This is a genomic window from Parabacteroides sp. PM6-13 (assembly GCF_029892605.1).
Taxonomy (GTDB): domain Bacteria; phylum Bacteroidota; class Bacteroidia; order Bacteroidales; family Tannerellaceae; genus QVMG01.
Genome location: NZ_JARXWF010000009.1, coordinates 136,609 through 153,977, shown reverse-complemented (window position 1 = coordinate 153,977; position 17,369 = coordinate 136,609). Strand labels below are relative to the sequence as shown.

The 17,369-nt window shown below is 48.3% G+C and carries 12 protein-coding genes; 7 read left to right on the top strand and 5 right to left on the bottom strand.

The annotated features are described in order from the left end of the window. Positions 1 to 34 precede the first annotated feature (34 nt). The 4 genes from hisS to dusB all read left to right on the top strand — a co-directional run bounded on the left by hisS (position 35) and on the right by dusB (position 4,637). Positions 35 to 1,393, top strand: a complete 1,359-nt coding sequence (gene hisS, locus M2134_RS10115; protein WP_280751184.1) for a histidine--tRNA ligase — start codon at positions 35 to 37, stop codon at positions 1,391 to 1,393. A 199-nt stretch (positions 1,394 to 1,592) separates the two neighbouring features. Beyond that, complete coding sequence (locus M2134_RS10110) at positions 1,593 to 1,862, top strand: co-chaperone GroES (protein ID WP_280751183.1); 270 nt, start codon at positions 1,593 to 1,595, stop codon at positions 1,860 to 1,862. A gap of 34 nt (positions 1,863 to 1,896) precedes the next feature. Beyond that, the gene (gene groL, locus M2134_RS10105; RefSeq protein ID WP_280751182.1) at positions 1,897 to 3,537 is read left to right on the top strand and encodes a chaperonin GroEL; all 1,641 of its coding nucleotides are present in this window, start codon (positions 1,897 to 1,899) and stop codon (positions 3,535 to 3,537) included. A 110-nt stretch (positions 3,538 to 3,647) separates the two neighbouring features. After that, positions 3,648 to 4,637, top strand: a complete 990-nt coding sequence (gene dusB, locus M2134_RS10100) for a tRNA dihydrouridine synthase DusB (RefSeq protein ID WP_280751181.1) — start codon at positions 3,648 to 3,650, stop codon at positions 4,635 to 4,637. A gap of 208 nt (positions 4,638 to 4,845) precedes the next feature. Here the strand turns inward: dusB and M2134_RS10095 are convergent, their stop codons facing one another. The 3 genes from M2134_RS10095 to M2134_RS10085 form a co-directional block, all read right to left on the bottom strand. Further along, complete coding sequence (locus M2134_RS10095; RefSeq protein ID WP_280751180.1) at positions 4,846 to 6,525, bottom strand: putative transporter; 1,680 nt, start codon at positions 6,523 to 6,525, stop codon at positions 4,846 to 4,848. A 372-nt stretch (positions 6,526 to 6,897) separates the two neighbouring features. Then, positions 6,898 to 9,282, bottom strand: a complete 2,385-nt coding sequence (locus M2134_RS10090; protein ID WP_280751179.1) for an ABC transporter permease — start codon at positions 9,280 to 9,282, stop codon at positions 6,898 to 6,900. Positions 9,283 to 9,456: 174 nt separating this feature from the next. Continuing rightward, positions 9,457 to 10,308: a LytTR family DNA-binding domain-containing protein gene (locus M2134_RS10085; RefSeq protein ID WP_280751178.1), complete on the bottom strand. Its 852-nt coding sequence runs from the start codon at positions 10,306 to 10,308 to the stop codon at positions 9,457 to 9,459. A 199-nt stretch (positions 10,309 to 10,507) separates the two neighbouring features. Here M2134_RS10085 and M2134_RS10080 point away from each other — a divergent pair, with 199 nt between their 5' ends. Beyond that, positions 10,508 to 11,656, top strand: coding sequence for a DUF6051 family protein (locus tag M2134_RS10080; RefSeq protein ID WP_280751177.1), 1,149 nt, complete (start codon positions 10,508 to 10,510; stop codon positions 11,654 to 11,656). Between the two features lie 255 nt (positions 11,657 to 11,911). Here the strand turns inward: M2134_RS10080 and M2134_RS10075 are convergent, their stop codons facing one another. Next, positions 11,912 to 12,901 (bottom strand): hypothetical protein, encoded by a 990-nt coding sequence (locus tag M2134_RS10075; RefSeq protein WP_280751176.1) that lies wholly within the window; start codon positions 12,899 to 12,901, stop codon positions 11,912 to 11,914. A 228-nt stretch (positions 12,902 to 13,129) separates the two neighbouring features. Between M2134_RS10075 and M2134_RS10070 the strand changes: the two genes are divergently transcribed. Together M2134_RS10070 and M2134_RS10065 are read left to right on the top strand one after the other, a co-directional pair. After that, on the top strand, positions 13,130 to 14,143 hold the full coding sequence (locus tag M2134_RS10070) for an ATP-dependent 6-phosphofructokinase (protein ID WP_280751175.1): 1,014 nt from the start codon (positions 13,130 to 13,132) through the stop codon (positions 14,141 to 14,143). A 50-nt stretch (positions 14,144 to 14,193) separates the two neighbouring features. Next, positions 14,194 to 14,910 (top strand): hypothetical protein, encoded by a 717-nt coding sequence (locus M2134_RS10065; protein ID WP_280751174.1) that lies wholly within the window; start codon positions 14,194 to 14,196, stop codon positions 14,908 to 14,910. 125 nt (positions 14,911 to 15,035) lie between these two features. On the opposite strand, the gene pnp is transcribed toward M2134_RS10065, so the two are convergent. Continuing rightward, positions 15,036 to 17,294, bottom strand: coding sequence for a polyribonucleotide nucleotidyltransferase (gene pnp / locus M2134_RS10060; protein WP_280751173.1), 2,259 nt, complete (start codon positions 17,292 to 17,294; stop codon positions 15,036 to 15,038). Between the last annotated feature and the right edge of the window lie 75 nt (positions 17,295 to 17,369).

Sequence of the window (17,369 nt, the reverse complement as noted above, 5' to 3'; positions counted from 1 at the left end):
CGCGGTTTTACTAATTTATAGAACAATTCGAGATATGCAGAAACCATCGATCCCCAAAGGTACCCGAGATTTTTCGCCGGAAGAAATGGCGAAACGTAATTATATCTTCAACACGATTCGCGACGTATTCCATCTATACGGCTTTCAACAGATTGAAACACCGGCCATGGAGAATTTATCCACGTTGATGGGTAAATACGGAGAAGAGGGCGACAAATTATTGTTTAAGATACTGAACTCCGGGGATTGTTTCGCAGGCATTAGCGATGAAGAGTTGACAGAGAAGAACCCGGCTAAGCTTGGTGCCAGGATGTGCGAAAAGGGACTGCGCTACGACCTGACCGTTCCGTTTGCCCGTTACGTGGTGCAACACCGTAACGAGATTTCTTTTCCGTTCAAGCGTTATCAGATACAGCCCGTATGGCGTGCCGACCGCCCACAGAAAGGGCGCTACCGTGAGTTTTTCCAGTGCGACGCTGATGTGATCGGTTCCGATTCGCTTCTGAACGAGGTGGAGCTTATTCAGATCATGGACGAGGTGTTCCACCGGTTAGGCATCCGCGTGGCGATCAAGATGAACAACCGCAAGATCCTCTCGGGCATCGCGGAGATCATAGGTGCCGCCGATAAGATTATCGACATGACGGTGGCGATCGACAAGCTGGATAAGATCGGACTGGACAAGGTAAACGAAGAATTGAGCAGTAAAGGCATCCCGGCGGAGGCGATCGATCGCCTGCAACCAATCATCAGCCTACAAGGAACGAACGCGGAGAAGATACAGATATTGAGACAGACATTGGCCGGATCGGAAACAGGCCTGCAGGGGGTCGAAGAGATGGATTTCATCCTGGAACGCCTGCAACACGCACCTATTCGTAGCCGGTTGGAGATCGACCTGACATTGGCTCGCGGATTGAACTATTATACCGGAGCTATCTTCGAGGTGCGAGCATTGGATGTAGAGATCGGCAGCATCACCGGTGGTGGACGCTACGATAACCTGACGGGTGTGTTTGGCATGGATGGAATGTCGGGTGTCGGATTTTCATTCGGAGCCGACCGCATTTTCGATGTGCTCAACCAATTAGATCTCTATCCGAAGGAGTCGTTGCAAACGACACAGCTCCTGTTTGTCAATTTTGGCAGCCGCGAAGAGACCTGGCTGTTGCCCATCTTGCAACAAGTACGTCAGGCGGGCATTCGCACCGAATTATATCCCGAGCCTGTTAAGATGAAAAAACAGATGGGCTATGCTGATACGAAGAAAATACCTTTTGTAGCCATTGTGGGCGAAACAGAGATGAGTGAAAACAGGATCACCCTGAAAAATATGCACACAGGAGAACAGACGCCACTCACCGTGGACGAGCTGATCGCCACCTTTTCCTGACTTGTCAACGACATACGCTGTCATTTGAGAGCAAAAAACTGACAGTCGAAAGAGGCCCGGTTGTCAGTCGTATGCCATTTTTCCCTTTTTGGCACAGAATTCGCATAGCTGTTTTCAGGATGCTTGAAATGGGCTCATTGCATGTGGCTCATAACAGGTTAAAAATATAACATATTAACTAATTAAAAATATCAAAGAGATGAACATTAAACCATTAGCAGACCGCGTGCTTGTAAAGCCGGCTGCAGCAGAAGAGAAGACAGTGGGTGGCATTATTATTCCTGATTCAGCCAAAGAAAAACCGCTGAAAGGAGAAGTAGTAGCCGTAGGTAACGGAACAAAAGATGAAGAAATGGTGGTTAAACCGGGTGACAACGTATTGTATGGCAAATATGCCGGAACGGAGATCGAACTGGATGGCGAGCAATACCTGATCATGCGTCAGTCTGATATTTTAGCAATTATTTAATTCAACAAAAACAAAAAAATAAATCATAAACATCATGGCAAAAGAAATCAAGTATGATATGGAAGCCCGCGACCTTTTGAAGAAAGGTGTGGACGAATTGGCGAATGCCGTAAAAGTAACCTTAGGCCCGAAAGGTCGTAATGTGATTATTGAAAAGAAATTCGGCGCGCCGCATATCACCAAAGACGGTGTGACCGTGGCTAAAGAGGTAGAGGTGGCTTGTCCGTTTGAAAACATGGGTGCTCAGTTGGTGAAAGAGGTGGCCTCGAAAACCAATGACAATGCCGGTGACGGAACAACAACAGCTACGATCCTGGCACAGTCGATCATCACCGTAGGCTTGAAGAATGTAACAGCCGGTGCGAACCCGATGGACCTGAAACGCGGTATCGACAAAGCGGTGGTGAAGGTAGTTGAATGCATCGCCAGCCAGGCGGAAGCTGTAGGCGACGACCTGAATAAGATCGAAAACGTAGCGAAGATCTCTTCCAATGGCGACGAAAGCATCGGTAAACTGATTGCTGAAGCTATGCAGAAGGTGAAAACTGAAGGTGTAATCACCGTAGAAGAGGCAAAAGGAACGGAAACAACGGTAGACGTGGTGGAAGGTATGCAATTCGACCGTGGCTATATCTCTCCGTACTTTGTAACCGATACGGAAAAGATGGAAGCTCAGATGGAGAATCCGTTTATCCTGATCTACGACAAGAAGATCTCTGTATTGAAAGAACTGCTTCCGATTCTGGAACAGACCGTACAAACAGGACGTCCGTTGTTGATCATCGCCGAAGATATCGATAGCGAAGCGCTGGCTACTCTGGTAGTAAACCGTCTGCGTGGTTCGTTGAAGATCTGCGCAGTGAAAGCTCCGGGATTCGGCGATCGTCGCAAAGCGATGCTGGAAGATATCGCTATCCTGACCGGTGGTACGGTGATCTCTGAAGAGACTGGTATGAAGCTGGAAGGTGCTACGATGGATATGCTGGGAACAGCCGAAAAGATTGTGGTAAACAAAGACAACACCACCATCGTAAACGGTGCCGGCGACAAAGAGGCTATCCAGGGACGTATTGCCCAGATCAAAGCGCAGATGGAAACAACAACTTCTGATTATGATAAAGAAAAACTGCAGGAACGTCTGGCTAAAATGGCAGGTGGTGTAGCGGTTCTTTACGTAGGTGCTGCTTCTGAAGTGGAAATGAAAGAAAAGAAAGACCGTGTGGATGACGCGTTGAGCGCTACCCGCGCGGCGATCGAAGAGGGAACAGTACCTGGCGGTGGTGTTGCTTATATCCGCGCGATCGAAGTATTGGAAGGCCTGAAAGGTGATAACGAAGACGAAACAACCGGTATTGAGATCGTGAAACGCGCGATCGAAGAACCGTTGCGTCAGATCGTTGCCAACGCGGGCAAAGAAGGTGCTGTGGTAGTACAGAAAGTAAGAGAAGGCAAAGGCGACTTCGGTTACAATGCCCGTACGGATGTGTATGAAAACCTCTGCGCAACAGGGGTGATCGACCCGGCGAAGGTAACACGCGTTGCGTTGGAAAATGCCGCTTCTATTGCCGGTATGTTCCTGACCACCGAATGTGTGATCGCAGAAAAGAAAGAAGATACACCTGCCATGCCGATGAGTCCGGCAGGCATGGGTGGAGGCATGGGTGGCATGATGTAATTCATCCATCCGCATTCCGGGATGACTCCGTCTCCCGAACATATATATCGAAAAGGCTATCCGGTTGGATAGCCTTTTTTTGTACTTTTGTCCCTCTAAAACAAGCTATAATGAAGATAGGCTCTATAGATTTGGGGAAGCAACCCGTGTTATTGGCTCCGATGGAGGATGTGACGGATATATCATTTCGCCTGATGTGCAAACGCTTTGGGGCAGATATGGTGTATACCGAGTTTGTGTCGAGCGATGCCCTGATTCGCCATGTCAATAAAACGCAGCAGAAACTGACTGTTTCGGAGGACGAACGCCCGGTGGCCATACAGATCTACGGCCGGGAGGTCGACGCCATGGCGGAAGCGGCGCGGATATGCGAAGCAGCACGTCCGGATATATTGGATATCAACTTCGGATGCCCGGTGAAACGGGTGGCCGGCAAAGGTGCCGGAGCCGGTATGTTGCGCAATATTCCCCTGATGCTTGAGATCACGCGGGAGGTGGTGAAAGCGGTGAATATCCCGGTAACGGTGAAGACGCGCCTGGGGTGGGACATGAACGACCTGGTGATTGTCGACCTGGCGGAGCAGTTGCAGGACTGCGGCATCGCGGCGCTCTCGATCCACGGACGCACCCGTTCGCAGATGTACACCGGCGAGGCCGACTGGACACTGATCGGCGCCGTGAAGAATAACCCCCGGATGCATATACCGATTATCGGCAATGGCGACGTGACATCGGCCGAACGATGCCGGGAGTGCTTCGATCGCTATGGGGTCGATGGCGTGATGATCGGGCGCGGAAGCATTGGCCGTCCCTGGATATTCGAAGAGATAAAACATTTTCTTACGACAGGAGAGGCGTTGCCCGGCAGGGAATTTCAATGGTACCTGGATATACTGAAGCAACAGGTGGTACAGAGTGTGGAACGATTAGACGAGCGAAGAGGCATTCTGCATATCCGCCGTCACCTGGCGGCGACCCCTCTTTTCAAAGGGATTCCTGATTTTAAATCAACCCGGATCGCCATGCTTCGCGCGGAGACGGTGGAGCAATTGTTCGATATCATGGACAATATTCCTCATCTATTGAAATTGAAGGGCTGAAATAGTCCAAATATATAATATAAGCGTCCATATTTGATGTGAAATTCCAATGCAAACAGGAATTTTGCATTATCTTTGCAACGAGTTTTTTTCATAGTATTTTAGATCTAAGGTTAACAAGTCTTTGTCATGAGAGAGTCGCGAGATTGTCCCATGAGAAAGCATAAAAACCGTTCGCACGCGAACGGTTTTTTATTTTTAAATGTGATTATACATAAAAGAGTAATATCAACAACTGCGCCACCAATACGCGCAGGAACATGGTCATCGGGTAGACCGTGGCGTAGCTCACCGCGGGCGCGTCGTTGCCGGCTGTTGCGTTGGAATAGGCGAGGGCTGGCGGATCGGTCATACTGCCGGCCATCAGCCCCATCAGGGTGAAGTAATTGAGTTTGCAGAAGTGGCGTCCGATAAAGCCAATGATCAACAAAGGGATCGTTGTGATAGCAAAACCATAGCCCACCCAGGCCAAGCCGCCTTTATTGACAATCGTATCCACAAAACCACCACCGGCACCCAGTCCCACGCAAGCCAGGAAGAGCGTGATACCCACCTCGCGCAACATCAGGTTGGCGCTTTGGGTGGTGTAGGTGACTAATTTGTATTTATATCCGAAACGGCTGATCAAGATCGCCACAATCAGCGGACCTCCTGCCAGCCCTAACTTCACCGGCTGCGGAATACCCGGGAAGAAAATGGGTATACTTCCCAACAATACCCCCAGGGCAATGCCTAAGAAGATCGTGATTAGGTTAGGATGATCCAACCGCTTCAAGGAGTTGCCCAACAGCTCTTCTACCTTGCCCACGGCAGGCTCACTCCCTACCACCGTCAGTTTATCGCCCATTTGCAGCGTCAGGCGAGGGGTACCCACCAGATCAACACCGGCACGACTCAAGCGAGTGACATTGATCCCATGCAGGCGACGAAGCTGTAGATCGCCTAAGCGTTTGCCATTCAGTTCCGGTTTCGTGACCACGATCTGTCGGCTGATCAACTGACTCTTACCCGGAATCCATTGCTTACGATCCATTTGTATCTCTTCGCCCACAAAGGTTTTGATGGTTTCCGCGTCCTGCTCGGTGGTAACGACAAAGATCTTATCGTCTTCATGCAAGACCGTATCGGCGGAAGCGATGTCGACCTCGTTGCTGCCGTTATACATAATACGTGATATGACAAACTCGCGGTGTTTCAACAGTTCAGAGAGTTGCATAAGGGTTTTGCCGCAGATGGCCGGATTCTTCACCACCAAAGAGATGGGCTTGGCCTCTTGGGAGAGATTTTCTTCCTCCAGCGCCAATCGCTCGTTTTCCTTCTGCAAATTGATACGAAACAGGTAACGGATGAGCAACATAGAGAGAATAATACCCACCACCCCTAACGGATAGGCTACCGCATATCCCAGAGCGATCGTATCGTCTACCTGTCCGAACAGGTCGCTAAAAGCTTGTTGAGCCGCCCCCAAACCGGGCGTATTCGTAACAGCTCCCGACATCACACCCACCATGGTGGCCATCGGCGTGCCGGTGAGGAAATGGATCGACAGAGTGACCAGCGCACCCAACAGGACAATGCCGGTTGCCAATAGGTTTAAGGTGATTCCACCCTGCTTGAAAGAAGAGAAGAAACCGGGACCAACCTGCATCCCTACCGAAAAGACGAATAGGATCAAACCAAATTCCTTGACAAAATGAAGCACTTCCGGATCCATTTGAAACCCGAAATGCCCCAACAGAATCCCCACAAAAAGGACCAAAGTAACACCCAGGGAGATTCCAAACAGCTTGATTTTCCCTAATTGAATTCCTGCCGCAATCACAACTGCCAACAGAAGGACAGAATGCGCTACGCCCTGCCCCCATAATAACTCATTAAACCAATCCATATATACCTTTATTAAAAACCGGCGGCAAAGGTAACCATTATTCAGGAGATTCCATTTTATTCGTATGGAAACACACTTTCTTACCTAACAAATTGCAATATTAGAAAAAGCTCTTTTGTTTAATTTCGGAAAACGAAGCTACAACTAATTTGTTTTACACAAAATAGGGAGGACTATTTCTGATACTGTCTGATTACGTTCTATTATAGGAGATGAAAACCAATACCTTTGGATAACCATAATGATAGGTTGGTACTTATTCGATTTGATGCCATAACGATGAAAAAATGAATTACTTAACCACATGAAAAACACTTTTCAAACGGCTTTGCATCTTTTGACGCAAAGCCGTTTTTTTATTGAATCGCTTCTTTATTCACTCCGCAAGGCATTGACAGGGTTGCGCGAAGCCGCCCGGTAGCTATGCCAGCTCACCGTTAATAGGGTGACACAGCCTACAAGTAATCCGCTCAATAAAGCCACTCCCACCGATACATGTACCCGATAGACAAAATTCTCCAGCCAGCGACCAATCAGCCACCAGGTCAGAGGCAAGGCAATCAGAAAGGCGATGCCCACCCACACCAGGAACTGCCGGTTCAGTAACAGCATAATCTCTGTCGTTGTGGCACCGTTCACTTTCCGTATGCCAATCTCTTTTGTGCGTTGTTCCATCGCATAAAGCGCCATGCCGAACAAACCAAAGCAGGTCAGGAACAGGCTGATCAGGGAATACATCCAAAGCAATCGCGACATGGAAAAGACCTTGTGATTGCGCTCTTTAAACTCGTCCCACACATGGCGGTAACTGAAATAACTACCCGGGAAATGCTTTTCCCACACCGCCTTCACCTCCGACAGCAGTTCCGGGCGGTCGCGATTCAGGCGGAAATAGATACAATACACATCCTCCGCGTTTCTTTCTATCTGAATAAGGGAAGGAAATACGGCATCCTCCAGTGTATTGGTGTAGAAATCTGTCAACACACCGGCCACGACGAAAGGCGGTGCCTCTTCTCCCTTTCGATCTCTGCCCACCACCTCTTGGTAATGTTGCAGTGGCTGTCCTACCGGATTCTCTCCTTCGGGAACAAATAGTCGAACAAACGTCTCATTCACATAGACGGGACGCGCCCATTGTCCAAGCCCCTCTTCCGGAGCAAATCCCTGTTTGAGTTGAATACGGAAGGTCTCCAGATAATCTGTGTCGCCTTTGAAAAACAATAAGGGGTAATAGGATTCATTTCCATGTTCATCGGTAGTAACGACCTGTTGCAGGCCACTATTCAACACGGCAAACCCGGTCGCGGTGACCTTTCCGATGCCCGGAATCGCCTGTATCTCCTGTACTAACGGACGAATGTCCTTATCGCTCCACTCTCCCACTTCGATCAGTCCCTGGTACGCCTCGCCGCCTCGTTTGATCAGCCCCACCTGTTGGTTGACAATCAAGGTGCCCATAACCAGCCCGATCGAAATGGCGAACTGCAGAACCGTCAGTGATGCCACAATAACCTGCCGTTTCCCTCCTCTGAAAAAGGCATAATAGCCTTGCAGCGAAAAGCGGGTCACCTTCCGACCGACATAGAGTGCCGGCACGATCGACAGGATCAATACAAACCCACACAAAATAGGAAATACCTGCCGGTTCAACAGGAAGGCCGTTTGCATCCGTCCCCCGACAATCGCGTTGAAATGAGGCAGGAGTGTGTATATGATCAACAGCGAAAACAGAAAGCCGACCACGACCGTCAGAAAGGTGTCTAAAAACAACTGCCCGATGATATGCCCTCGATCGGCGCCCATCAGTTTCTGTGTATGTATCATCTTCACCTGTTGTAACAGGCGGGAGAAATTCAGGTTGACATAGTTAAAACAGGCGATTAACAGGATCAGTATGGAGGAGAAAACGCCTACATATAATAACGGCTTCTGCTGGGTAACAACAAAATTGAATCCTTCCATAGTGTAGGAAAGAAAATAACGTTCGCGAAGCGGGATAAAATAGTATTGCCCGATATCGCCTTGTATGGTCGGTATTCCATCCGCCTTCACCTGTTGGGCGAATGCCTCCGTATCGATCGGATGTTCCGTAAGCAATATGGCGGTTCCTCCTTGATAGTCTGAAGGGATCATGCCGATGGCATCAAAAGAGAGGATCGACTGATCGCGCGCTTTGATAACCGCCACAACCTGGTAATCAACAGTTGATTCTTTTCCGCCACCAAAGAAATCCTCTTCCATTATCGTATAGGAAATCGTTTGTCCCAGCGGGTTCTCACCGCCAAAATAAAGCTTCGCCACCTCTTCTGTTAGTGCTATCTTATTGGGTTCAGTCAACGCCTCCCGGAGGTTGCCATAAACCACTTCGTACGGAAAAAACTGCCAGAAAGAGCTGTCCGCCTGCATGGACAGGATCGGTGGATAGCTGTTTTCACCCACCCAAACCGATTGCATATAGACAGAACCTAACCGCAAATAATCCTTGACAAAAGGATAGCCATCTTTCAATTTCGGTGCAATATCAGACACGATATAAGCCACCTGCTCGCCGGATTGCAGGGGCGAGTCCTGGCTCATAAAATAGATATGATCCCGGTTCGGATTTTCGGTTTCCACATTATATTCATGGATTACAAACGCCGCCAGCATATTGGTGCATGCCAAGCCGATGGCCAGACTTAATACGGAAATAACCGTAAACAACTTATTGCGCCGCCAGCTTCGGAAAATCAATTTGAAAGAAACCTGTTTCATCCGCTTATATTTTCTTGCTCCAAATCTACGAATTAAACGTAATTCTCACTCTTAAAATATAATAAAAATGTTATTGTTCCATTCGGTAGGAGAGTCCTGTTTAGTGACCTTTCCCATCTGAAGATTATAACCCAAACATCTGCCGGATGAACTGATATGCTGAAAATGAAAGATTCAGGATGACCAGGTCATAAACCAATGAGTGGCTTTTTCGCTATATGTTTTGGAGATGGGGATGTCGGGCACTTTTTCGATGCCCAATTCCAGGTAGATGCCGTCTTTTTCGCGGCGAAGGACTTTCACCTGATCGAAATTGACCATATAGGAGCGATGACAACGAAGTATATTGGTCGACACCAAGTGCTCTTCCATATATTTTAGTGAGTTGCGCAACATGAATTTGGCGAGCTGTCCTTTGTTGAGGTACCAGATGCAAACGTAGTTGTCGGCCGATTCCAGGTAAAGCAGGTGATCGCGCCTGACCGAAAGGCGCAGTTCGTTTTTCTCATCGTAAAAGGAGATCACCTCTTGCTTGCGGGTGGTTTCGGCGTTTCCCTCTTCCAACTGTCGCAAGCGGCTCTCTTTTTCCTGGTAGGAGAAGATCAGGTGAAGCACAAAATAGGGGATCAGTAACACCAGGCTGGTATTGATGGCCGATTCTTTGAAGGCGCTCAGCCACTCGCGCTCCGGATTCAATGATAAGGTGTAAATGGTATAAAACAGCGACATACAGACTATCTCCAATAATATCCATACCCCATATTTCCCGGCTGTTATAGCGTGTTTCTTCCCCCAATGATACATGATGATACGGCTGATCACCACAACCAATACCCCCGTCAGGATTACCAGGCTCGAAAAGACGAAGAATTTAAACTCCGATACCGGATACCAAGAGGGGGAATTAAACGGTTTGTAGATATTGATAAACACCAAAGCAAAAAGAGCCGTCCAAAGAATCAACTTGATGCTGTTCTGCCGGCTGTAGATATAGGGAGGGATCTTTTGCTTCAGGAGTTCGTCCATGCGCCTACTTTGTCTGTTTACTTTACAAACATACGAAAACAAATCCTACCACTCCCTTCCAGCGCCCCCTATTTTCACCCCGTATAAACGAATTTCATCCCTGAATTGCCTCTTTTGTCCCCCTTAACGTAGGCCGGCACCTTTCATTTGGCAGATTCTCTTTTCTACGCTTTATTTGCTCTCAAACAATCGTGAGCCTATGGATCTTTTCACCCGTTCCCAATTGCTGAGTAGACTTTTTTCGTATGAAAAGAGGGTCTCTGTGGGCGACAGCCGACAGGAGATCATACCCTTCCGGTTCACGCAAAAGAATGGCGACCGGGAGATACAGGCTTTCCAACAGGAGCTGGCAACCGCCGGGTTCTGTCCGCAGACCGACGATCATATCCTCGAGAACAGGGCGTTTAATTATACCGTTTTTGCTCCTTGTCGAACGAAACAGTATGAACAGGCAATTATCCTGTTGCATGGTCTGAACGAGCGCAACTGGAACAAATACCTCCCCTGGGCGGAGTTTCTGGTCAGGGAGACGGGTAAGCCCGTGATTCTTTTTCCGATTGCATTCCATATGAACCGGAGTCCGCAGTTTTGGTCGAACCCGCGGGATATCCTTCCTTGGGTGAATCTGCGAAAGCGGGAGGTGGCCGATAACGACAACCTGACCTTTGCTAATGTGGCCCTGAGCAGTCGTCTGTCGCGCCATCCACTACGTTTCTATGCCTCCGGGCGCGAGTCGGTGTTCAATCTTTGCCAATTAGCACAGGAGATAACCGATGGCGAACATCCGTTGTTTGAAAAGAATACGCATATTGATCTGTTGGCCTATTCCATAGGAGCCTTGTTGTCGCAGGTGGTATTATTGGCCAATCCGAACAACCTCTTTCGTGACTCTCGGTTGTTTATGTTTTGTGGAGGTTCTATTTTCTCCGAGATGAATGGCAACGCCCGCGATATTATGGACAAAGAGGCTTACGGGCGGTTAACCCATTATTATATGACCGATTTCCTACAGCAGGGGAATCTGCCTCAGCCCTTTCGTGAAGATGATTTTGAAAAAGCGTTTAAGGCGATGATACGTCCGGACCATATGCAGACGGAGCGTGAATCGTTTTTCGCACAGGCATGCCACCGCATCCGGGCGATCTCCCTGAAACAGGATCGGGTGATGCCGACAGAGGGCATCCGGAAGGCCTTGGGGAGGGCGGCGCATAAGATATTAGAAGAACTGGATTTCCCGTTTGCTTATACCCATCAGGTGCCGTTCCCCATGCAAACAACCAAGGATAAAGAGCTGGTGGAAGATGCCTTCCAAACGGTCTTTAATAAGGCAGCCGCATTTCTCCTATGAAACAAAAAAATCCCCCTGGTCCATCACTGGAGCAGGGGGACAGTAGAAAGTTAGTTCGTCACAATTTTTGTTCTTATTCTAATCTGATTTACATAGTTCCTTATTATCGCTCTCCGCGGCCCTCATTCCGCAGATCTATATTTTATTAACCCTTTCTTTATCGCTGTTTATTATATTTTTGTATACCTTATTGAGCTGATTGTTCCCTCAATTTCCCTCAATTTCTCAATTTTTGTATATCTCTTTTGTTTCTTATTATTGTACTTCTACCAATGTAGTTTCGAATTCGTTGTACTGCCAATCCAGTGTGTAGCATTTAACGGAACATTCTACCTTGTCACCTACTACTTTTACAGACACATACAGTTGGTAGATGTTACCAGCTTCCACGTAGTTGTGACCGATTCCAGCTAAGCCGTTCGGATTGATTGTATATGTTCTTACTTCTTCTCTTTCACCTACGTTGAAAGTCAGCTTCAGAGAAGTCAGGTTGCTTGTGTCAGCGTTCGGATAAGTAACGAAAGAAGCGTAAGCGTCTTTACCGAAATCATCAGCAGTAACTACTTCGTTTGTGAAAGAAGAAACGGTTTCGTTCAGTTTTCTTGTTGTGTTCTTGTTTACTAATTCAACGCTTGTCAAAGCAACTGTTGCTTCTTTACCTTCTGTGATGGTTGAGTTGAATTCTACCAGTTCTACCTGAGCAGTCAGTTGTTTCAATACGATAGCGATTGTTTCTACATTACCGTTCTTTGCGTCAGCGATTGTTTCGAAACCTTGTCCTTTATTGAAGCTAAACTCTTTGCTTTTACCGAATTTTACCATGTTAGAAAGATCAGCAGCGCCGTAAACAACATCTTCTACCTGATCTTTTGTTGTCATGCTTGCGAAAGAGATAGTTGTATTCGCGATTACATATACTTGGTAAGTGCGGCCTGTTTTTACTAATACGTTCAGTTCGTTGAAGTTTGTTACGTTATCTTTAGCGAAGAATACATTGTTGCCTTCCAAAACAACAACAGAAGCGTTTTCGAACGTGTCCATTTTTTCGCCATCCCAAGAAGAGCTACTGGCACGTGTTGCCATTTCGCCAGATACATTAAAAGAAACATACAGTTGAGTGTCGTCAGCAGAAACAGTAGCAGCTTCAGAAGTAGAAGCAACGATAAGCATATCATCTTCCATAGAACATGATACGGCAGCTACTAAGAATAATGAAACAGCTAATAATACATTTAAGAATCTCATGACGGTAATTATTAAAACGGTAATTTTCTTTTTGTCTAAACTTTCTGATGCAAAGATATGGTGGGTTTCATCGCAGGGAGATAGGTGAAAACTTCATCTTTCAGCGGTGATTCTACCTATTTTCGACCTTTGATAAGTTTACCGCTCACAATGATAGGAACGCCACCCTGTCTTAAACCGGGATTTATTCATTTTTTTTATCTTTGTAGCATAAATGCTGCGAATCAAATGAAAATAGGTATTCTTTCTGCAGGAGGTGATTGCCCGGGTATCAACGCGACGATCCGGGGAGTCGGCAAGACGGCTTTGATGCATTATGGCATGGAGGTGGTCGGTATTCACCGGGGTTATTCAGGGCTTATTACCAAAGATGTGGAGATGTTTACCGAGCGAACCCTCTCAGGTATCCTGAACCTGGGGGGGACCATCCTGGGTACCTCCCGTGAAAAGGGACTGCGCAAACGGCTGAAGTCGCCCGACAGTGATCTGCCACAGATCGTATGGAATAATTATAGGGAGTTGGAGCTGGATGCCGTGGTCTGCATCGGTGGCAACGGAACCCAGAAAACAGCCCATCTGCTTTCGAAGATGGGATTGAATATCATTGGTGTGCCCAAAACGATCGACAATGACATATGGGGCACCGATATCTCTTTCGGCTTTGATACGGCGGTGAATATCGCAACCGAAGCGATCGACAGGCTCCATTCCACCGCCAGCTCGCATAAGCGGGTGATGGTGGTAGAGGTGATGGGGCATCATGCCGGATGGATCGCCCTGTACGCGGGCATGGCAGGGGGGGCGGATGTGATCCTCTTGCCGGAGCTGGGGTACGATATGGATAGGGTAAACGAAGCCATCCTCGATCGTACACGCCGTGGGAAACCCTACTCGATTGTGGTAGCAGCCGAAGGTGTTGCCACACCGGATGGAAGCCGACCGGCCGATTATATCACCAAAGCCATCGAAGAGGGCACAGGCATTGAAACGCGCGATACGGTGTTAGGTTATACGCAACGCGGAGGCAACCCGTCGCCTTTCGACCGCAACCTGGCGACCCGCCTGGGCGGATATGCTACGGAATTGGTTGCCAACGGCCAGTTTGGGCGTATGGTGTGCATGTGTGGCGACAAGGTTCGCTCTGTTCCTTTGGAAGAGGTGGCCGGCAAATTGCGCGTCGTTACCCCCGACCATGAACTGATCACGCAGGGAAAAAGGATGGGGATTATGTTTGGACGATAGGTATAGGTATAATTGAAACTCACATATTGTTACATTAATAGAAAGATTACATGAAGAAATCAAGTTTGTTATTTGTGTTATTAGCCATCTTTGCCGTACAAGTGTCCGCGCAGGACGACGCAAAACCGTTTGAACATCTGTCGATCTCCGCCAACGCGGGGACCATGGGGGTGGGTGTGCAGGTGGCAACACCGATGACCCGTTTCCTTACCCTGCGCGCCGGTGTGATGATGTTTAAGTACAGCTACGACTACGAGTACGACGGAATCATTCGTTATGAAGATTATGAAGGCACCGCACCTATCCCAATGACAGCCAAGGCGGATATGGTGAATGGCTTATTGCTGGCGGATATATTCCCGTTTCGCAACGTGCCGATCCATATCACCGGCGGATTCTATGTCGGTAAAACGGATATTATAAAAGTCTCGACTGACGCTTTGGCTGGCCGTCCGATAGAGATTGGTGACCTGATTATTAATCCTGAAAACGGTAGGGTCTCCGCGGATATCGAAACCAAAGGCTTCAAACCCTATGTGGGACTCGGCTTCGGACGATCGATCACCAAGAATAACCTGGTCGGTTTCAAATTCGAACTGGGCGCTATGTTTCATGGAACCCCTACCTTTATTATCAAGGAGGGAAAGGACGTCACCGACTTGGTGAACCTGGAAGCAAGTGAAGAACTCGACAGCTTCAATAAATTCCTGAAAAACTTTGATGTCTACCCGGTCTTAAACCTGCAATTGCATTTCCGGGCTTTCTAAGGGAAGGGGTAAAATATAAAAAAAGACCTTAAAGACGTTGAAGTCCTTAAGGTCTTTTTGTGTTATTATCATTTCTCCGAACACACCCCTCTCTTGTGGAGAGGGGGCGGGGGAGAGGTGTTCTTTTAATAGCGCGGTCCGCGGTTTCCTCCGCGATCTCCGCCACGGTCACCACGGTCGTTGCGTGGTCCGCGATCGAATCCACCCTGACGAGGGCCACGATCACCACGGTCTCCGCGATCAGCACGAGGAGGACGTTCTTCGTAACCTTCCGGTTTCGGCATCAATACTTTGCGAGAAAGCTTGAATTTGCCTGTCTTCGGATCGATATCCACCAGCTTCACCTCTACGATGTCGCCTTCCTGCAGACCGGCTTGTTCTACGGTTTCCAGACGTTTCCAGTCGATTTCCGAGATATGCAACAAGCCATCTTTGCCCGGCATAAACTCAACGAAGGCACCGTAAGGCATCACCGAAGAGATCTTTCCTTCGTACACTTCGCCGATTTCCGGCACAGCCACGATCGCTTTGATCGAGCGGATAGCCGAGTCGATCGTATCTTTGTTGGTGCCTGATATCTCGATCACACCTACACCGTCCACCTCTTCGATGGTGATGATAGCGCCTGTCTTCTCCTGAATACCCTGAATAATCTTTCCACCCGGGCCAATAACGGCACCAATGAATTCCTTAGCGATCGTCATCTTCTCGATACGCGGAGCGTGCGGTTTCAGGTCTTCGCGTGCTTCAGGCATTGCATCAGTGATCTTACCCAAGATGTGCATACGTCCCTCTTTCGCCTGTGCCAATGCATTTTCCAGGATCTCGTAAGAAAGTCCGTCTACCTTGATGTCCATCTGCGTGGCCGTGATACCGTTTTCAGTACCTGTCACCTTGAAGTCCATATCACCCAAGTGGTCTTCGTCGCCTAAGATATCAGAAAGGATCGCATAGTTTTGTCCCTTATTTTCAGAGATCAATCCCATTGCAATACCCGATACCGGCTTCTTGATCTGTACCCCTGCGTCCATCAAGGCCAGTGTACCGGCACAAACAGTTGCCATAGAAGAGGAACCGTTTGATTCCAGGATATCAGAAACAACACGGATCACGTATGGATAATCTTCCGGAATCATGCGTTTCAAGGCGCGATGAGCCAGGTTTCCGTGACCGATCTCACGACGTCCCACGGCGCGTTGCGGGCGGGCTTCACCGGTTGAGAACGGAGGGAAGTTATAGTGCAACAAGAAACGTTCCTTGCTATGGTTCAATACATCGTCGATCATCTTTTCATCCGACTTGGTTCCCAGGGTAACCGTAGTCAATGATTGTGTTTCTCCACGGGTAAATACGGCAGAGCCGTGAGGTCCCGGCAGGTAATCGGTCTCGATCCAGATCGGACGAATTTCTGTTGTCTTACGACCATCCAGACGTTTCCCTTCGTCCAGAATCGCGCGACGCATGGCTTCTTTCTCTACGTCGTGGTAGTAACGACCGATCATTTCAGCCTTTTCAGCCAGTTCTTCTTCTGTAAACGTGGCTTTATATTCGTCAACAATCGCTTTGAAAGCATCTGCACGCTGGTGCTTGTCGCTTCCTGAAACGGCTACGGCATATACTTTATCGAAACATTTTTCGCGTACATCCTTGCGCAGTTCGTCGTCGTTCACCTCGTGGTCGTATTCACGTTTCACGGTGGTACCAACAGCTTCCATCAGCTCTTGCTGAACCTGGCACTGTTGTTTGATCGCTTCGTGAGCTACCTTGATCGCTTCGAGCATTTCAACTTCCTGTACCTCGTCCATTTCGCCTTCCACCATCATGATGTTGTCCATCGTCGCACCAACCATCATGTCGATATCGGCACGTTCCAGTTCTGCGAATGTCGGGTTGATCACGAACTGACCATCGATACGCGCTACGCGCACCTCAGAGATCGGTCCGTTGAACGGAATATCCGAAACAGCCAAAGCAGCCGAAGCAGCCAATCCGGCCAGCGCATCCGGCATATCTTCCCCGTCGGAGGAGAAAAGTATGATGTTTACAAAAACTTCTGCGTGATAGTTATCCGGGAACAATGGGCGAAGAACACGGTCAACCAGACGTGATGTCAGGATCTCGTAGTCGGAAGCCTTCCCTTCTCTCTTAGTGAAACCGCCCGGGAACCGTCCGAAAGCGGAAAATTTTTCTTTGTACTCAACTTGTAGTGGCATAAAGTCCACACCGGGGTTTGCATCTTTTGCGGCAGTTACAGTGGCCAACAACACGGTGTTGTTCATGCGTACGGTTACTGAACCGTCGGCCTGTTTCGCCAATTTCCCGGTTTCGATCGTGATGGTTCTTCCATCACCTAAATCGATCGTCTTGTTAATTGGATTAAGCATAATCTTCTTTTACTCTAAATATATTTTTTTCTCTCTTAAAATCTCGCAAAGGTAATGAAAGTTTACCTCTAATGA